Genomic DNA, 18,608 nt, shown 5'->3' on the forward strand with positions numbered 1-18,608 from the left:
ACATTAGACAGCCCTTTATTGGAACATATTCAGGCGAGTTTTTCTGTCATCAGCGATTCTAGTGAGCCTCCGATGACAATGGTGTGGCCACTCGGCAATGAAGAATCACTGGCAGCGCTGGCGATGGCTTCACCCATTTCCGTAGCAGTTGGCAATGCGCCAACCCGGATATTGCGATTAGCCGCCAATCCAGGTGCTGAACGCTCTAACAGCTTTGGAGTAATGGTGCCTTCGATAAGATCGCCGGTAACAACAATCAGGCGGATATCACGTTGCGCAAACTCTTGCTGTCGCTCCCGCAATGCCTGCTCGCCCGCATATTTCGAAGCGGCCACAGGCTCATAGGCAGGGACATGCTGAATGCCATGGCCATAGAGATGTGCCCAGTGACTGGTAATAAACACAATCACCCCACCTGGACGTAGCAGGGGTAGTGCCTGATCAACCAGGGCCGTCTGAGCATCCCGGTTAATGTGCATAGGATACTCAGGATCCTGGGCCAGGATCTCTCTCTCAAGTCCACCAGACGCATTCAGGATCAGGACATCCAACTGAGGATGCCACTGCTGAACCTGCTGAAAAAGCTGGATCCGGTCCTCAGAGCGTGTGATATCACAACCTACGGCCAGCGCTTTCACTCCCCGCTGAGTCGCCTGAGAGACAACATCATTGGCACGCGCGGCCTTGTTGCGATAGGTAAAAGACACATCATAACCACGATCGGCCAATGCCAGAACTGTTTCTGCTCCAATACCACGGGATCCTCCCGTAATCAAAGCAGTCTTCGTCTGCGTTGTCTCTCCCATAAAAATCTCCTTTTATCTACCACTGAACCAGCCAGCTATGCTTCTGTCTCGATCAAGACTTCACGACCCTGCAAGGCTGAAGCATAACAGGCATCAATAATACGAGCACGACGCAAACCATCAGATCCATTATATTGGGACCAGTTTCCGCCCACGATGCGCTCAATAAAGGTTTGCGTTACCGCGTTATGGAATTGTCCACCACGAACATGGGGATGAATCTCTGAGGGGGCACCCGCAATATCTGTATAAATAGTGACAGTGTTTTCCGTATTATAATTCTTCACACGGATATCAGCGCCCCCATCTGTGCCATAGAGGACAATGCCATAATCGTCTTGAGCACTGCTATGGGTGGCCCAGCTGGTTTCCAACAGAAGTGTCCCCCCATTCGAGAGGCGTAAGAATGCGGTGGCAAGATCTTCTACCTCATAGCCATGACCAGCCCCTGATTTACGCGCTTTAAGATCAAAGCCAATGCCCCGGCTGCCCAATTCATTATAGGTGGATGCTGATACCGTCAACACAGAAGGCTCTGCCAATAAATGCAAAACCATATCCAGCACATGTACCCCTAAATCAATCAGTGGACCACCACCGGCCATGTTCTTGTTCACAAACCAGGAGCCCGTACCGGGAATACCACGGCGGCGCATCCAGTATGCCTTGGCATAATAAATCTTGCCAAGTTTACCTTCATCGATATAGCGCTTCAAGGTCTGCACATCATCGCGCTCGCGGTGGTTAAATACTACTTGTAAAACACGATTAGCTCTGGTTGCAGCCTCAACCATGGAAGCGGCTTCCTCGCTATTACGGGCCAGCGGCTTCTCACAGAGCACATGCAAACCACGCTCCAGGGCCGCGATGGCGATCGGAGCATGCAAAGAATTAGGTACCCCGACGCTCACAGCATCCAGCTGCTCGTTCGCCAGCAGATCCTGATAATCCCGATAACGACCGGAAGTTGGGATTCCGTATGTGTCTCCCAAAAACGCCAGGCGATCCTCTTCAAGGCCTGCCAGCCCCACGACCTCAACATTTGGTAACAATCGAAAGCCTTTTAAAGCACTTTCGCCACCAAAACCCAGGCCTATAATACCTACACGAATCTTGCCATTTTGTATCTCACTCGTCATTGTGGAAAAAAGCTCCTTTAAAATTTTACCCAACGCTATGTAGCATACCATACATAGTAGAGATTTCAAAAAACCATCATTCCCAGAAATCCAGCGACAATTAGTACCTTCTTGCAGAAAGATTGCGCTTCAAAAATGGCCGTGGCTATACTATGATAAGTGGAAGTATTTTTCTTGCACTAGCTGATCCTGGCGCAATTATACCATCCAGAGACAGCAGGTTGTGATAGGTAGAAAAGATAGAAGTGGAGAGTTATAAGCATGGATATTGCAGGCCATCAGAAAATAAAAGCATCCCAGCAACGTGTCTTTCAAGGTATTCTCAATCCTGAAATTTTACAGCAATGCCTTCCAGGTTGTCAGACAGCTGAATATGTTGATCTGCCGGAAGGACGCCAGATAAAGATCCTCATCTCACCTAATTTTCCAGGCTTCAAAGGGCCATATACCATCTATCTCCAGCCCACCGAAGTGGTAGCGCCATCGCATATTGTGCTACAGGCTGCTCCTAGTAGCTCTATTGGCTCAATTAAAACCTTATGTAAGATTGATCTGGCTGAAGAAGGGGCGTTCACTAATCTGGTTTACAATGCCAGCACCGTACTCGAAGGCAAGATTGCGAATACGCCTGAATTTATCATTAAAACGGCCGTCAAAGGAGCGATGGATCATTTCTTTAAAAACTTTGAAAAGTTGATCGGTACAACACAGGCCTGATAAAAAAACGCTTCAACGATAGGTGTACCCCATAGTTGAAGCGAGTTATTATAGATGATGAAAATGACTAGAAGGGCATCTAAACGATGCCCTCTGGCATGAGACCAATCACACGTGTAGTATCAGGATACTAAATCCAGAGTTGGAACACCCAACACACGAGCTAAAATACGCAGGTGATATGGTTGGGCCTCTTCACGTCCCGTTTCAAAATGAGTGATGGTATCGCGGCGCAGACCGGAGAGGTCTGCAAGCTGCCCCAGGCTCAATCCTTTACGCTGGCGAAGTACACGTAGATTAGGAATACCATGAGATCTGGTCATTCTCACTTTTGTAGCTACTTTCATTATCCTCTCCTTCGAGGTTCTATTGCTAGCTTCTCGGGCGGCGTTGCAAGAGAAGATGAACTGGTGCAAAACATGTATACACTTTTTCTATCTACATCAAATAGCATACCAGATGATACATGTTGTTGTCTAGTGACATAACAAGAGTAATCTTTCAACGTCTAACAATACCCCTTATAGCTAAAAATAGGCCAATGCGTATCTCTCTATACTAAACGCAAACAATGGCTCAAACCTTGCAGTGAATTTCCTCAAATAGAAACGATTTGATTGCATAAAGGAAGGTATTTTCAGATTTTCATAGTCCAGGAACGAAAGTTCCGTATACTATACGGTTGGATCCTGAAAAGTGTTTCATGGTAGTACTCTGTCAAACTTCATTGAAAAGGTTCGCCCGCTACGCGGGCGGGAGACCAGGGCACAGCCCTGGAACCAGTCAGGGGATGGCCATGCCCGGCACCCCTGCCTTTCGCATCATCATTGACAGAGCAGTAGTCTATTTGGAGTTGGCACAAAGGAAGCTATACCAGGCAAAAAGTATAGGCTTCCACTTGCTACCGAAAGTATCACAGGGGCATTAATTGATAAAAGGAAACTGGCTACTGAGAACATTGCGGGATAGTGGTTGTTCAGATGTGGATCCGACAACCTTAAAGGAAGGACCATCGTTGTTGTCAGGATTCTCCAGCGAGATAACGTCATGGGCAAAAAGACTAGGGGTATCTTCACCACTCTGAATAACCCGATCCAGACGACCACCAATATGATGATTAGCGTGCAGATCAAATTCATGCAATGAATTAGCTACCGATGTCAGTTCTGCATTATTAATGCCATCGCTAGGATCGCCAACGATCCAAAAAACGACACCATTATTTTCATCAATAATTTCACTGCGATCATTATATACCCAGGTAGAGGATGCATTGCCGAATTGAGTCCAATGGCCCTCGACAAAGATAGCCGAGTCGCTACTACCATTGTGGTTGACAGGAATCTGTCTGGCCGCTCCGTCCTTCACAACCAGGAAGACCGTCTGTTGAGGCTTAAACTCACAGATAGTAATATGTTTGGGTGCCACGCCTGGCAACGAGTAGGTATATTCAGCCACGATAATCGGACCATCCACCCAGGTATTGTCGCCTTCATACATATACAAATCGCTCTGATTATAACGAGTCGGTACATATGATGGTACAGAAAGAGGGAAATGCAGTCGCTGCTGTGCTTGAGGCACAGTAATCATCTGGCCTTCGGTCCTGGAGACGCCAGGTACATGTTTTGCATTCGGAACTTTTGCGGTTGAAATCAGTGGCGGAGTATTTACCATCAGTACCCCACTATGGGTACCGGATAACAAATATGTCAGGCCAGAAGCAAAAGTGGGTGCAGTTACAACGACCGTAAGCAACATAATGAAGAAACAAGAGGCACAAAAAGCCAGCAAAGGACGTGAAATTGAAGCCATACGACCAGATAACACCACCTTCAGGGAGGGACGAGAAAGGGGTGGAGCAATACGGCGCTTCAAACGCAGGCGCCGCATTACAGCGGCCCGCGTCTTCAATTCAAATCCTTGCTCAAGAGACTGGAAACGTGCATCTTCGGGCTCGACCAGCGTCTGTACAAATAAAGGCGGAAGCTCCTCTTGTTCCGGCGAAAACAGGGCATCTAACTCACAGGCAAACTCAACCTCATCCAGTGAAAAATCAGCGGGGAACAAGCCTTCCATATTTGGGAGACAAAATGTTTCGGCATTGATATCAATTGGATGTTCCTCAAATTCGCTCATACTCATGGGAATGCTCCTTGAGCGCCTCGCGTAAACTTTTGCGCGCTCGCCAGAGTCGGGTGTCAACTGCGTGGCGGGTCAATCCCGTCTTTTTCGCTAATTCTTCTGTGCTAGCAAATTTAAAGTAGCGATGATAGATCAGAAAGCGGTCAAGTTCGGGCAACGTCGCCAAGGCCTGCCGTAATTCCTCACGCCTTTCACTTTGCTCCAGCAAATGCTCCATACTTGCTTCAGGGTGAGGAGGTAATGTAGCACGGCCCTCGTGCTCATAGCCCCAACCAGAAGCTCTACCATTTCCAGAAGTATCAGATGAACTCCACTGACGAATTTCATCCGCGGATTGAACATTGTGTGTCTGACGGCGACACAGCTGGCGTCGACGATCCAGTGCAATGTATTTCGCACGCATCGTCAGCCAGGTACGCAAGGTCCCGCGTGTAGTGTCAAAACTATCTATTTCCTGCCACACCGCAACAAAAAGATCATTGACGCACTCTTCTGCATCTTGCGTTACCCCTACACTATCAAGTACCAAACGAATAAAGTAAAAAACTTCACGAGAATAACGGGAAATAAGGGTTTCCAGCGCCTCGGGGTCTCGCTCATGCAGCTTTTGGGCTAGATCCTCATCGGACCATTCATGTCGCACCATCATTGCTCCTTGCAGACCTGCGTATATCCTTTCAGAATAGTGAGCCACCGGCACCTGCCACTTATAAAAATATAGCAAGGTAACTCAAAAAGAGGGGAAAGGATATACCATGATCGGTGGTACACTCGCCTAATCCATGATAAATATACGTCTAATATGATGCACATCTCTCACAAACCGGGCTTTTTTACAATTTTGCGTAATATGGCGGGAATTGTCAAGTACCTATTCCAATGTACTACTAGAATGAAGTAGATAAATCACATATATATTAGACGTTTAAATAGGCAAATAAAAGAGGATCTGTCAAGCCAAAAGTCCTGCCAGGATTTCTATTGCTCTCCTTGCTTTTTATACTATCTCTATCACTGTCAGATAAATAATAATATAGATCTATAAATGCACATATTTAAAGGGGGAGAGAGCAGAACACATATATATCTTTTAAGGCCATGAAGATCTTTTTTATGCTCTTCTTCAGAAATAAATGCTGTTTTTAAGCACACCAGAAAAAAAACAGCACCGGGATGCAATGACTGGCGCGAAAGACCTATGCATCCACCAACCAATAAACCTCGTGAAGACGGCAAAATTATAGAGGTTTTATACATAGAACATTATGATTGTTTCACACATTCATAATGAAAAGATATATACATACCGCTTTATGCCTTTGATAGGAAATCTGGAGAAATGCTGTCGGCAAGCCAGACACTTTCATTGCCCAGATAAAAAGGAATACCACGCTGGTGCGCGGCCAGTGCTGAAACGCGCAAAATGATGGGCTGTGAGGTACGGCGACGAGCAACCTGCAGCGCAGTCTCTCTATCCTCAGAAAGATGGACATACTGACGTCCCATCGGTAATAAACCAGACTGGCAAATCTGTTGATAGGCGACCGGTGTGGTACCGTGAAAAAGAGATTCAGGCGGGGTTGCCGCTTCACGCAGCATTCGCTGGTGGATAGAATGACCATAATACGCCCGAATGCGACCAGAGCGCAATTCATAGCGCTGTTTACCTGGTAGCGATAGAACGGCCTCGATGTCAGCCACCTGTACATGCCGCCATTTTGGACGCTGCTGGCGCAGGGCCGAGGCCAGAGCCTCTACAGCGACCCATCCTTCATCATCTAAGGTTAAACCAAACTGTGCAGGATGATGACGCAGGGCATAAGCCATGGTCTTACTCAGTTGTGTCAGATCAATTTCCATGCATACAATCCTTGTATCTCTATCGCTATCCAATGCGGCAACACACTGTTCAAGTTCTCAGACAAGCTGAAATACAGGAATGATGATAACCATTCCTGTATTTCAGCTGACCATTTATTTAGTTGACGTTAATGACTGGTATTTTCGAAACCGTCCAGCGCGAATTCGGGCTGGCAACTTCAAACTGTACCATCGAGATGGCGTCCGTGGGACAGCGTACAATACACAGTCCACAGCGAATGCACTTCTCTTCGTCAATAATCATGTCGGCTCCACCCTGCCATGAGCCAGCATCCTCGTGTAGAGGATCAGCTTTCACCACACGGGATAAGCCTTCCATGCTAATACAGTCATAAGGACAGATGTCTACACAGCCAGAACAGAGAATACAGATTGAAGGATCAATCATGATATTCAGCTGACACTGTAAACAACGACGGGCCTGAATAACCGCCTGCTCAGGGGTATAACCTGTCTCAGTCTCTCGTGTATGGCTATAGCGATCTTTGAGAGCCAGTGAAGGCAGCATCTGGTGTGGGATGGACTCATAATCATCAACCATACCACGGCGATAATCGGGCAACTCAACCTCTTCCGCAGGTTCAGCTGGCTTATCAACACCACCCAGATAACGGTTAATGGCTGCCGCAACGTCTCGGCCATCACCAATGGCGGAGATCAAGTTACGTGCACCCTGAGTGAAGTCACCGCCGGCAAAGAGACCAGGATGGTTTGTCATCCAGGTATCCATATCCAGCAGAGGCACACCCCATTTATTCACTTCCAGGCCCAGCTCTTCAGCTTGCAACCAGGATACATCGCTATACTGACCAAAGGCCGGAATCACGGTATCTACATCGATTGAGAATTCGGTGCCCGGGATAGGTACAGGACGGCGACGGCCGCTGGCATCGGGATCACCCAGTTTGTTGCGGATAAAACGCATGCCATTGACATGAATACCATCCTCAGTGGTCACTTCCAACTGTGTCACGAGATAGTTGAACTCAACGCTCTCGAACACCGCCTCATCAACCTCATACTCGTCTGAACCGGCTTCTTCTTTGGAGCGACGGTACATGATATATACCTTCTCAGCACCAAAGCGGATCGCGGTACGACAGCAGTCCATCGCGGTAAAGCCCGAACCAAGTACAGCTACTTTTTTGCCAATAAAGCCAGGCTCGCCATAGTTCGTTTTTTCCAGTAACCGAATACCGTCTTCAACGCCACGCAGGTCAGCACCTTTAATGACTTTATTATCGGGACCGGTCAATGCGTTTGGCACATAACACCCAGCCGCCAGATATACCGCGTCATACTCTTTGAGCAGATCCGTCACCTGAACATCACGACCAACACGGGTATTATATTTAATCTCGACACCAATGTCCGCCATGTACTCATCACACTCTTCAGTGGTAACATAGCGAGGCAAGCGCCAGACAGGAATACCATTGACCATGACACCACCGGCGGTTGGATACTGCTCATAAATGGTAACCGGATAGCCCATCTCGCGCAGATCACGAGCACAGGCCATACCAGAAGAGCCAGCACCCACAACAGCAACCTTTTTATCTTTGGTTACTGGCGGGCATTCCGCATGATGGCGATATTCACGATGATCGGCAGCCGCACGTTTGAGCCAACAAATGGCAATCGGCTTACCGTCAATTTTATTACGACGACAGACAGGTTCACATGGCTTAGCACATGTCCGACCCAGTACACCTGGTACAACATTGGCTTTACGGTTCAATAAATATGCTTCATCAAACCGCGCCTGTGAAATTAAACCAATGTAGGTGGATACATCCGTATGAGCTGGACATCCCACCTGACAAGGAATATTTGTTTGATACCAGTCCGGGGTCACTGTAACCGAACGGTATCGAGCTTCCAATTCGCTATCGGGATCAATCATCTTACAAAGTCCTTTCCTGGGTGCCGGGTACTCTCTACCAGGTAGGGAGGTATGCTAGCACCCGGAACAGGGGGAGACAGCGCAGACGGCATATGCCACCGTCCATAGTACGGCCTATTTCCCTATAAATTTTCCAAATAATCATTAGACCAATACTCGTGGGAAACATAATTGCGTTTTTGCTGCGCGGCTAGCACGCTTGGCGTTGAGATACGAATATCATCTTGGACTAATTTTCCTTGTCAGATTATAGCATAAGGCCAGTCCCTGGAACAAGAAGAGAGCACGTAGGAGCGAGCTGACTCCAACGGAAGGCCAGGGATATTGCTCCAGGATGTGCTTATGTCGATCAGTAATAAGGAGGTAACCATCAAAAGGCATACATGACATAATATACAATAGCAGGAACTCTATTTCCTAAAGAGGAAAATGGCATAGCATTGCCCACTCACGTATACTATTCGGATGAGATAAAGATTCTTCCATTCTTTGTGGAAGCGTTCGAAGTTATCTATCAACTCAATGCTTTTGCACGTTGAATGAAATAAAATATGGAGACAATAAGCTGTTTTCAGAAACGAAATACTTCATAAGAAGGAGTCGTCAGTGAGCGAGACACATACCCCACTATATGACGGCACACCCGTAATCAGTACGCAAAGACTAACCAAGGCCTTTGGCAATCTTGTGGCGGTCAATGATCTCAATCTACAGGTCATGCGAGGTGATGTCTTTGGCTTCCTGGGCCCCAACGGCTCAGGCAAGACAACGACTATTCGTATGTTATTGGGGTTGATTCATCCAACCGCTGGCCGGGCAGTCCTTTTTGGAATGGATAATGCGTACCAACTGCCAGCTATTTTACAACGCATTGGTGCCATTGTAGAAACGCCAACCTTTTATCCGTATCTTTCTGGCATTGATAATTTACGAGTCATTGCCGCAAATTCTGGCATGAAATTGGGTGGCACAAATAAAGCCCGCTATGAAGAAGTTTTAGATATTGTTGAACTCCAGCAATACCAGCGGCTCGTCTATCGGAACTACTCACTCGGTATGAAACAACGTCTCGGCATCGCGGCTGCACTCCTGGCAGATCCTGAACTTGTGATGCTTGATGAGCCAACAAATGGCCTGGATCCTGCTGGTGTCATTGAAATCCGTAAACTTATTCAGCAACTGGCTGCTCTGGGAAAAACTATTTTTCTATCCAGTCATATCCTCTCCGAAGTACAGCAGGTTTGCAATCGCGTGGCGATACTGCGTAAAGGCAATCTGGTCAAACAAGGGGACGTCAAAGAGCTGCTACGTGAAAAAGAGCAGGTTGAGGTTCGTATGCAGCGCGAAGGGGAAGTACAGGAAGCACTCGAAGTTTTACAACGCGTCAGAGAACAGGAAGCCAGCTGGATTAACCATATCGCGGTAGAACAAAATGCGTTGCGACAATCCATCATTCTCGTGGATGCACCATCCGCACGCTCAGCTGACATCAATATGCTGCTGGCCCGGCATAATCTTTTCGCAGCTGAACTCCATCCACGTGAAGGCAGTCTGGAAGCAGTCTATCTGCAAGCGACAGCCCTGCCTCATCAGTTTTCAGAGGCCGGTCACATTGAGACGCAAAAATTCCTGAACGCTGCCAGCGATAACACAAAAGGAGCTATACGATGAGTAAAGTTTCTCCATCAATGACAGAATCACTGCTCCCGATGCCCGAACGCAGCAAAAATGTAGTTATGGGCAACCAGAGCTTTATCAGTGTCCTGGGACGTTCAATTGCTGGTGAGCTCTATAAGATTCGTCGCCGTGCCATGTCCAAGGTCTTAAGCACTATTGCTATTGCCACCATCATACTGGCCTTGCTCTTCACCAACTGGACTTCATCGCAACCTTTACCTGACGCCATCTATATGACTTTATCTATCTCAAATTTTGTTGGCTCAATCCTCTTTATTATTCTCGCGGGAACGATTGTGGGCGGAGAATACTCGGTTGGTACTATCCGTTTGATGTTGACCCGTGGACCTACCCGTCTCCAATTTCTGCTGGCCAAACTTGGAGCCATGTTGATCTGTGTCTGTATCACAATCATTTCATTGATAGGGATTGGTATAATAACCTGGATGCTTTTGAATCTGCCTGTTGGTCACAAAATAGATTTCAGCTTTTTTACGGGCCACTGGATCCAGCATACCATTTTATTTATCCTGGCAATCATGCTTAGCCTGTTTACTTACAGTATGCTTGCCGTTTGCCTTTCTAGCTGGGGAAAAGCCACGGCGGCGGGAGTAACAGGAGTTTTAATCTGGTGGTTTCTAGAGAATGCTATCAGCGGCTTGCTCGCGTTGCTAGGAAGTCGTTTACAGAATGCATTTGGTAACTTTCTAGCCACGGTGCCAGATTATTTTATTGATAATAACTTAAATGCGCTACGCAGCAATCAGCAAAATTACTTGATGGGAAATTCTGCTGGAGCTATCAATGATCTTCATGCTGGTATCGTCATCATTATCTACCTGGTAGTTTTTGGTGGTCTCACCTGGTGGTCTTTGAAAACTCGCGATATCACCAATTAGGTGGAACACCTTCCGCTCAAGAAATAGATGTAACGGTAACACATAACCATGCTTGATACACAGACAATCAAAGAGTATGCTTACTCATTAGGCTTTGATATAGCACGTATTACCAGCGCAGCGGCGTTTCCTGAGGCCAAACAAGTCATCCAGGAGCGTATTGGGCGCGGCTTACTGGATGGTCTTCCCTGGTTCACCGCTGAAAGGGCTGAAATCTCCTGCCATCCAGATGCTCTTTTACCGGAAGCCCAATCAATCATTACACTGGCACTCTGCTACCTGACAGAGCAACCTGAGGAGCCAACCTCACAGGTACCACATGGAAATATCTCACGCTATGCCTGGGGGGATGATTATCACGATATTATCAAGCCCAAACTGCAACAATTTGCCGAGTGGTTAAAAGATTATGCAAAAACAACAGGAACCGAAGAGGTAGAGACGCGTTTATTTGTCGATACTGGCAGGATGGTTGATCGAGCGGTCGCACAGCGGGCCGGTTTAGGGTGGTTTGGTAAAAACACCAATATCTTAACCAAAGGCTGGGGCTCCTGGGTCTTTCTGGCAGAGATCGTGACCAATCTGCCACTTGAACCAGATAATGCGCTGAAGGCAAACTGTGGCAGTTGTGAAATATGCCTGCACGCCTGTCCAACGGGCGCTCTTCCCAATGCATATGAACTGGACAGTACCAGGTGTATCTCATTTCTGACTATTGAGTTGCGCGGTAGTATCCCATTAGAGTTACGTCCACTTATGGGAAACCTGATCTTCGGCTGTGATATTTGTCAGGAGGTCTGTCCCGTCAACAAGGTGGCAGAGAAACGCCTGGGATTGAGGGATGCACAGGGAAAGCCTGTGATTGCACTGGATATGATCAAGAAGCGAGAGCCTATAACTGTCAGCGACACGAAACCAGTGAAAATTTTCCAACCACAACCAGAATTTCGTACCCGCCCTGCCGTAGGGAGTACTCCTGAATTAATTCCTTTATTAGCACTTACCGAAGAGGAGTTTCGCGAGCGCTTCAGACGCAGTCCTATCAAGCGTACTAAGAGACGCGGATTTTTACGCAACGTGTGTGTAGCTCTTGGTAATAGTAAAGATCCACAGGCGATTCCAGCTCTCGTGAATGCCTTACATGATAGTGAGGCGCTGATTCGCGGTCACGCAGCCTGGGCATTGGGAAATATTGGGGGAACCACTGTCGTTACAGCGTTACAGGCAGCCCTGGTGACAGAAGAGGATGAGGAGGTTCAAAAGGAGATCCGCTATGCGCTGACGATAGGCTAGCGCATAGTTGCTTCTTACAAATATCAATCAACATAAAAAAACCACCAGCAAGATATATCTCTCTGGTGGAAGCATGTCCGAACTAAAGTCTATATCATTTCCTCAATTTTGCCGAGCGCCTCTGCCAGCCGATGAGCTGAAGCCGAGTGCACTCACGCGAGTGTCCACGATGAAGATACTGATGTGAAACAAGCCGTACGATCATTAGGGCGACTTCGCTGCGCCTGTTACCAGGTGTCCACGTGTCGTCTATTTACCAGGTCGTCTTCCTGGGATCTTGATCACACGAAGTGATGGGAAAACTCGTCTTGGGTGCGGCTTCGCGCTTAGATGCCTTCAGCGCTTATCCTTTCTCGACATAGCTATCCAGCTCTGGCCCGGGCAGGCCAACTGGCACACCAGCGGTCGAGCCATCTCGGTCCTCTCGTACTGGAGATGACGCCCCTCAATTTTCCTACGCCCACGACGGATAGAGACCGAACTGTCTCGCGACGTTCTGAACCCAGCTCGCGTGCCGCTTTCATGGGCGAACAGCCCAACCCTTGGGACCTACTCCAGCCCCAGGATGCGACGAGCCGACATCGAGGTGCCAAACCTTGCCGTCGATATGAACTCTTGGGCAAGATAAGCCTGTTATCCCCGGGGTAGCTTTTATCCGTTGAGCCACACTCCTTCCACTCGGGAATGTGGGATCACTAAGCCCGACTTTCGTCCCTGCTCGACCTGTCCGTCTTGCAGTCAAGCTCCCTTCTGCCTTTGCACTCTTACGGGTGATGTCCATCCACCCTGAGGGAACCTTTGGGCGCCTCCGTTACGCTTTGGGAGGCGACCGCCCCAGTCAAACTACCCGCCTGATCTTGTCTACGTCCCGGCTCACGGTGACGTATGAGAAACAAACCGCAACGAGAGTGGTATTTCACTGTTGTCTCCCCTACCCCCACAGGGATAGGTTCTCCGACTCCCACCTATGCTACGCACGCTTCAACTCGTTTCCAGGTCAAGGTGTAGTAAAGCTCCACGGGGTCTTTTTGTCCTGTCGTGGGTAACCCGTATCTTCACGGGTACTTCAATTTCGCCGAGTCCTCTGTCGAGACAGCGCTCAACTCGTTACTCCTTTCGTGCGGGTCGGAACTTACCCGACAAGGAATTTCGCTACCTTAGGACCGTTATAGTTACGGCCGCCGTTCACCGGGGCTTAGATTCGCAGCTACGATCACCGCTCCTCGTAACCTTCCGGCACTGGGCAGGAGTCAGCCCCTATACTTCCGCTTTCGCGTTCGCAGAGACCTGTGTTTTTGGTAAACAGTCGGTTGAGCCAATTTCTTGCAACCCCCTCACGCCGCTCCGAAGAGCCTCGCTACTAGGGCACCCCTTCTTCCGAAGGTACGGGGTTAATTTGCCGAGTTCCTTAACAGAGGGTCGCTCGATCACCTGGGGAGATTTCCCCCTGCCTACCAGTGTCGGTTTGCGGTACGGGCGGAGAAGCATTCTGGCGAGAGGCTTTTCTCGGCGGCGTAGGGGCCAATGACTTCCGCGGACTGACGTCCGCTCGCTGCACGTGTCATGCACAGGAAACCGGGATTTTCCTCGGTTTCGCACTTCGCCGTACAGACCCATCCTGTCCAATCGATGGGCTCACCTTCCTTACCGCGTCCCCCCATTGCTCATAACAAATGTCTCCGGTGCAGGAATGTCCAACCTGCTTGCCATCGCCTACGACTATAACGTCCTCGGCTTAGGACCCGACTCACCCTGGGACGATTGACGGTGCCCAGGAACCCTCAGGCATTCGGTGTGTCTGGTTATCACAGACATGACGCTACTCATTCCGGCATTCTCACTTCTCTTCGCTCCACCAGTCCTCACGGTCTGGCTTCTCTGCTTGAGAACGCTCCCCTACCAACCCTATCTAGGATAGAGTTCCATGGCTTCGGTATGATGCTTGAGCCTCGGTACGTTGTCGGTGCCACTACACTCGACCAGTGAGCTATTACGCACTCTTTAAATGATGGCTGCTTCTAAGCCAACATCCTGGCTGTTTGGGCGTACTGACTCCCTTTCACACTAAGCATCAATTTGGAGACCTTAGCCGATGGTCTGGGCTGTTTCCCTTTTGACGACGAAGCTTAGCCCCCGCCGTCTCACTTGCATGCATGCTGTCCTGGCATTCGGAGTTTGGTTGAGTTTGGTAACCAGCACGTGGCCCCTAGCTCATTCAGTGCTCTACCTCCAGGATAGTGTTTCATACAGCTGTACCTCAATACATTTCGGGGAGAACCAGCTATCTCCGTGTTCGATTGGAATTTCTCCCCTATCCACAAGTCATCCCCCAGTTTTGCAACACTGGTGGGTTCGAGCCTCGACGGACTGTCACATCCGCTTCACTCTGCTCATGGATAGCTCACACGGTTTCGGGTCGCATCGCCGCAACATTCGCCTTGTTCAGACTCGGTTGCCCTGGGGCTCCCCAGCTTTACCACTGGTTAACCAGGCTACGACGATGCACTCGCCGGATCATTCTACAAAAGGCACGCCATCAGCCCTTAGTTCCTCATGGAACAGTGGCCTCTGACTGCTGGTGAGTACGTGGTTTCAGGGTCTCTTTCATCCCCCTCTCGGGGTGCTTTTCACCTTTCCCTCACGGTACTTGTTCGCTATCGGTCGCTAAAGATGTGTAGCCTTGGAGGGTGGTCCCCCCAGCTTCCCACAAGGTTTCACGTGCCTCGTGGTACTCAGGATACCGACCCACGCTTCTCGCTCGTCCTCTACGGGACTGTCACCCGCTCTGGTTGCGCTTTCCAACGCCTTCAAGTAAGCAAAAATTGTTTGTTGTCGGTCCTACAACCCCGATCATCTCGAAAGATCATCGGTTTGGGCTCCTCCCGGTTCGCTCGCCACTACTACGGGAATCTCGGTTGATTTCTTTTCGTCGAGTTACTGAGATGTTTCAGTTCACCCGCTGCCCCCCGTCACTGCCTATGTGTTCAGCAGGCGGTCTCCAGACATCACTCTGGAGGAGTTGCCTCATTCGGAATCTCGGGGTTCATCGCTTGCATGCAGCTCCCCCCGAACGTTTCGCCGGTCTCCGCGTCCTTCTTCGGTCTTTAGCGCCAAGGCATCCACCTCGTACTCTGTGTAGCTTGTTCTCTGATTCTTCATCATGTGTGTCTGTGAATGCTTGATCTCTTGTTTGCTTTCGCAAAAAATTGCGATCCTCTGCTTCAACTCTGGCTGGCATAAATCGCTCAGCAAAATTGAAGAAATGATATATCTTTAGTTGTTAGTGTGCTTTTTTGCCTTCCGCATCGCTTTCGTGCGGCGCTCAGATAATATGCCATACATCGCTGGCTTTGTCAACACTTTTTTCGGCTATTTTCTAGAAATCACCAAAACTCATAGCAATCCAACAATCAAGGAATAGCCAGGCTTTATTTTTATGAGGTAGAGATAGGTAACACATCTGTTTGTATAAAAAGTAGCCTGCCAGACGCTATTCATACCTCCACGCCAGAAAAAAGCTCGCAATGCCAGGGATAAAGGCACAGAAGAAGCAAATACGCCAGTTCGTAGCGCATGGGCTACAACAAGTGTCTTAGCCCATGTAACGTCAGCGAAACGGTAACTTGACGTTTAAAGATTGTTATGCTAAAATTGTCGGAGTGTAGTATGAAGCCTGACAATCCACCTGATAAAAATGTGGTGTGTTGCAGTGTGACAGAGTCGTCGTGAAGAGGAACTATTAAGTAAACAATTGAAATTTTCTTCCAATTATTTAGGGAGGGAGAAATGCCGGCCACGTTTAGTTATGCGAACATCTTACATGCCGTCGGTCAAGTTCTAGATCAGATAGGTGTGAAGAGCATCGCGATCCATGAAGAAGAGGATGGTCTCTTCGTAGAAGGTTTTGATAGTGACGGCCAGCTACAAGTACAGATGCGCTACGACATTGCCAGTCTGTATGAACTAGTGGACAGAGCCGATAGTCAAGCGGATGAACTCACCACCACGCAAACCACTGGTGTGTTAAGCCGTTTCCTCTCTGAACACCACCGTGAATTAGTTGGAGCATCACTTTAATACGTTTGGAATATATGAGAAAGAACCGGGGGCGTACCTCCGGTTCTTCTAGCTTAGGTACATTATGTGGGTAGAGGAGTTAACTACAATATTGATCTAACACATGCGATCTACTTATTACATAACCACTGTTCACCGTAGTCACGCATGCTATCGATCACAGAAACCAGGTCACGCCCCTTCTCGGTAAGAGAATATTCGACACGAGGAGGTACTTCAGCAAATGTTTGACGGACGATGATCCCCTCTTTTTCAAGAGAACGTAATCGTTCGGAAAGTGTTTTAGGGCTGATGCCCTGGAGAGAGCGCTCTAACTGATGAAACCGCTTGACACCAGACGTCAAATCGCGAATAATTAGTATAGTCCATTTCCCGCCAATCACCTGAACCGTGCGGGCGACCGGACACATTATTTTCTCTACTTGATCGGATCGTGTTAGCTCCATCACTTGTTACTCTTTTGTCTCTCTTGTTCTTTCTCAACTACAGAATATACCATAGTAGGTACGCAAAGTAAAGCGCAGACCTCTCGACTTTAACCATAAAGTATGATATGCTCATAGCTAGAGGATAACACTGCTAGGTATCCGAGCACCTGAACAATCATAAATCTTGGCCTGCGCGGTTTCTCCCCATGAGAGGAGAAGGTTGTGCCCGAAGATATTGCTTTATTCATCGATTTTGAGAACATACGCTACAGTATGCTGAATATACAACGGCGGGAGCCAGACCCACAAGAGCTCATTGCTGTCGCTCGCCGCTATGGCACTGTTATGGTCGCCCGCGCTTATGCGGATTGGTCTCGGCAACCAGAGCCATTTAAAGGAAGCTTAACAGCGGCAATGATAGACCGTGTTGATTGTCCTGCCAAACAGAGGGATCGTATTCGCATGGGTACGGTTCATTATGCATCTGGTAGTACTCCAACTGGCTCTCTTGGCTCCTCAAACTATGTTGCTGAGCAAGGAACTGGCGCTTATCCCCGGCAGTGGCCCTCGAATGTTACGAGTAACTCTGGCTCTCTACCCGCGATTCAGCCAGGTCTCCTAAACAGTGGTTGGCCAACTGAAGCGGAGTCGTCACTCTCACTCCACAATGATCTGGATGAGAATCTTCTCACTGAGGAAGAAGAGCAGCCTCCTGAAGATCAATATTCCTTATCAGAAGATCAGCAGCGCGAATCCTATCGCCAATTGCCTTATGGAAATTCCTATGGTCAATCCAGCCCTACCGGCCCGCTTGGGCAAAGTAATACTGGTCCTTTAGGATATTCTAATAGCCCCCAGCATACTGGAAATACTGGTCACATGCCCGCTGTCAATCCTGCCAATAGCACTATTGTGCAGAGCACGGTTGTACAAAGTACTGTCGATCTGAATATGTTGATGGATATTATCGAAACTGTTTTTGATCGTCCCACCATCTCTACATTTGTTTTGATGACCGGCGATAAAGATTTTACTCGTATTAGTGCCCGTCTAAAGTTACGTTTGAACAAAACTGTTATTGTTGTTGGTATTCCAGGAACCGTCAGCCGAGATTTAATCAGTAGTGCTAATCAATTTGTGCCTCTAGTCCCAGGTGGCGTGAGCAGTAATACTGGACAGTTACCCATTGTCCAGATGTCACCTAGCAGTGCTCTTACTACCAGTACCGGTTCTATGCCCGCAGTAAACTTTAATAATAGTGGATCTCAGTATCAGCAACCCCCTTATGGCAGCCCACCGATGGATGTACTCGATCCACAATTTTTACAGTTTCTGGATTATATCGACCGCAACTGGTCCTGGCGTACAATTATCGGGGTGTCCAATTTTATTGGTGATCCGGTCAATCCGAAGAATCGCTTCCGCGGACGTTTAACACGTGATTCTGCTCGTGAGTTGCTTAATAGCTGCATCCAGCAAAATATCTTACTCGTTCAAACAGATGCGACCGGAGCTGAAGATCTCCGCTTAAATCGTACACATCCTGGTGTTGATGAAGTACTAAAACAATTTGTACGTTAATAATTGCGTAAAACTTGACTATGATTCTGCTTCTGTAATATCCTAAGGAAGAACGTAGG

General features: G+C 48.3%; 14 protein-coding genes and 1 rRNA gene. 6 read left to right on the forward strand and 9 right to left on the reverse strand.

Going from position 1 to position 18,608, the window contains the following annotated elements:
• Positions 1-29 precede the first annotated feature (29 nt).
• Positions 30-806, reverse strand: coding sequence for an SDR family oxidoreductase (locus tag KDW_RS06135; RefSeq protein WP_151755142.1), 777 nt, complete (start codon positions 804-806; stop codon positions 30-32).
• A gap of 35 nt (positions 807-841) precedes the next feature.
• Complete coding sequence (locus tag KDW_RS06140) at positions 842-1,945, reverse strand: Gfo/Idh/MocA family protein (protein WP_151755143.1); 1,104 nt, start codon at positions 1,943-1,945, stop codon at positions 842-844.
• Between the two features lie 261 nt (positions 1,946-2,206).
• Here KDW_RS06140 and KDW_RS06145 point away from each other — a divergent pair, with 261 nt between their 5' ends.
• On the forward strand, positions 2,207-2,662 hold the full coding sequence (locus tag KDW_RS06145) for an SRPBCC family protein (protein ID WP_151755144.1): 456 nt from the start codon (positions 2,207-2,209) through the stop codon (positions 2,660-2,662).
• 122 nt (positions 2,663-2,784) lie between these two features.
• On the opposite strand, the gene KDW_RS06150 is transcribed toward KDW_RS06145, so the two are convergent.
• The 5 genes from KDW_RS06150 to KDW_RS06170 all read right to left on the reverse strand — a co-directional run bounded on the left by KDW_RS06150 (position 2,785) and on the right by KDW_RS06170 (position 8,594).
• Entirely contained in the window at positions 2,785-3,009 is a 225-nt protein-coding gene (locus KDW_RS06150) for a helix-turn-helix domain-containing protein (protein ID WP_126626286.1), read from the reverse strand.
• Positions 3,010-3,586: 577 nt separating this feature from the next.
• Entirely contained in the window at positions 3,587-4,807 is a 1,221-nt protein-coding gene (locus tag KDW_RS06155) for a hypothetical protein (protein ID WP_151755145.1), read from the reverse strand.
• Positions 4,788-5,456: a sigma-70 family RNA polymerase sigma factor gene (locus tag KDW_RS06160; protein ID WP_151755146.1), complete on the reverse strand. Its 669-nt coding sequence runs from the start codon at positions 5,454-5,456 to the stop codon at positions 4,788-4,790. The genes KDW_RS06155 and KDW_RS06160 overlap by 20 nt, the downstream gene beginning before the upstream one ends.
• 662 nt (positions 5,457-6,118) lie before the next feature.
• Positions 6,119-6,667: an RNA 2'-phosphotransferase gene (locus KDW_RS06165; protein ID WP_198925208.1), complete on the reverse strand. Its 549-nt coding sequence runs from the start codon at positions 6,665-6,667 to the stop codon at positions 6,119-6,121.
• 118 nt (positions 6,668-6,785) lie between these two features.
• Positions 6,786-8,594 carry an FAD-dependent oxidoreductase gene (locus KDW_RS06170; RefSeq protein ID WP_151755147.1) on the reverse strand — a complete coding sequence of 603 codons (1,809 nt, stop codon included), beginning with the start codon at positions 8,592-8,594 and terminating at the stop codon, positions 6,786-6,788.
• A 606-nt stretch (positions 8,595-9,200) separates the two neighbouring features.
• Here KDW_RS06170 and KDW_RS06175 point away from each other — a divergent pair.
• From KDW_RS06175 to queG, 3 genes are read left to right on the forward strand one after another with little or no spacing between them, the layout of a single operon-like run.
• A complete protein-coding gene (locus tag KDW_RS06175) occupies positions 9,201-10,265 on the forward strand; it encodes an ABC transporter ATP-binding protein (RefSeq protein ID WP_233097643.1) in 1,065 nt (354 codons plus the stop codon).
• Positions 10,262-11,170 (forward strand): ABC transporter permease, encoded by a 909-nt coding sequence (locus KDW_RS06180; RefSeq protein WP_151755148.1) that lies wholly within the window; start codon positions 10,262-10,264, stop codon positions 11,168-11,170. Before KDW_RS06175 ends, KDW_RS06180 begins: the two co-directional genes overlap by 4 nt.
• Before the next feature lie 48 nt (positions 11,171-11,218).
• A complete protein-coding gene (queG, locus tag KDW_RS32685) occupies positions 11,219-12,463 on the forward strand; it encodes a tRNA epoxyqueuosine(34) reductase QueG (RefSeq protein WP_151755149.1) in 1,245 nt (414 codons plus the stop codon).
• A 184-nt stretch (positions 12,464-12,647) separates the two neighbouring features.
• Here the strand turns inward: queG and KDW_RS06190 are convergent.
• Positions 12,648-15,609 (reverse strand): 23S ribosomal RNA (locus tag KDW_RS06190).
• 640 nt (positions 15,610-16,249) lie between these two features.
• Between KDW_RS06190 and KDW_RS06195 the strand changes: the two genes are divergently transcribed.
• Positions 16,250-16,540, forward strand: a complete 291-nt coding sequence (locus KDW_RS06195) for a hypothetical protein (protein WP_151755150.1) — start codon at positions 16,250-16,252, stop codon at positions 16,538-16,540.
• 110 nt (positions 16,541-16,650) lie between these two features.
• Here KDW_RS06195 and KDW_RS06200 read toward each other — a convergent pair whose 3' ends face one another.
• Positions 16,651-16,986, reverse strand: coding sequence for a winged helix-turn-helix transcriptional regulator (locus KDW_RS06200; RefSeq protein WP_151755151.1), 336 nt, complete (start codon positions 16,984-16,986; stop codon positions 16,651-16,653).
• Positions 16,987-17,190: 204 nt separating this feature from the next.
• On the opposite strand from KDW_RS06200, the gene KDW_RS06205 reads away from it, so the two are divergent.
• Positions 17,191-18,549 (forward strand): NYN domain-containing protein, encoded by a 1,359-nt coding sequence (locus KDW_RS06205; RefSeq protein ID WP_151755152.1) that lies wholly within the window; start codon positions 17,191-17,193, stop codon positions 18,547-18,549.
• Positions 18,550-18,608 lie beyond the last annotated feature (59 nt).

The sequence above is a fragment of the Dictyobacter vulcani genome (assembly GCF_008974265.1).
Classification (GTDB): domain Bacteria; phylum Chloroflexota; class Ktedonobacteria; order Ktedonobacterales; family Ktedonobacteraceae; genus Dictyobacter; species Dictyobacter vulcani.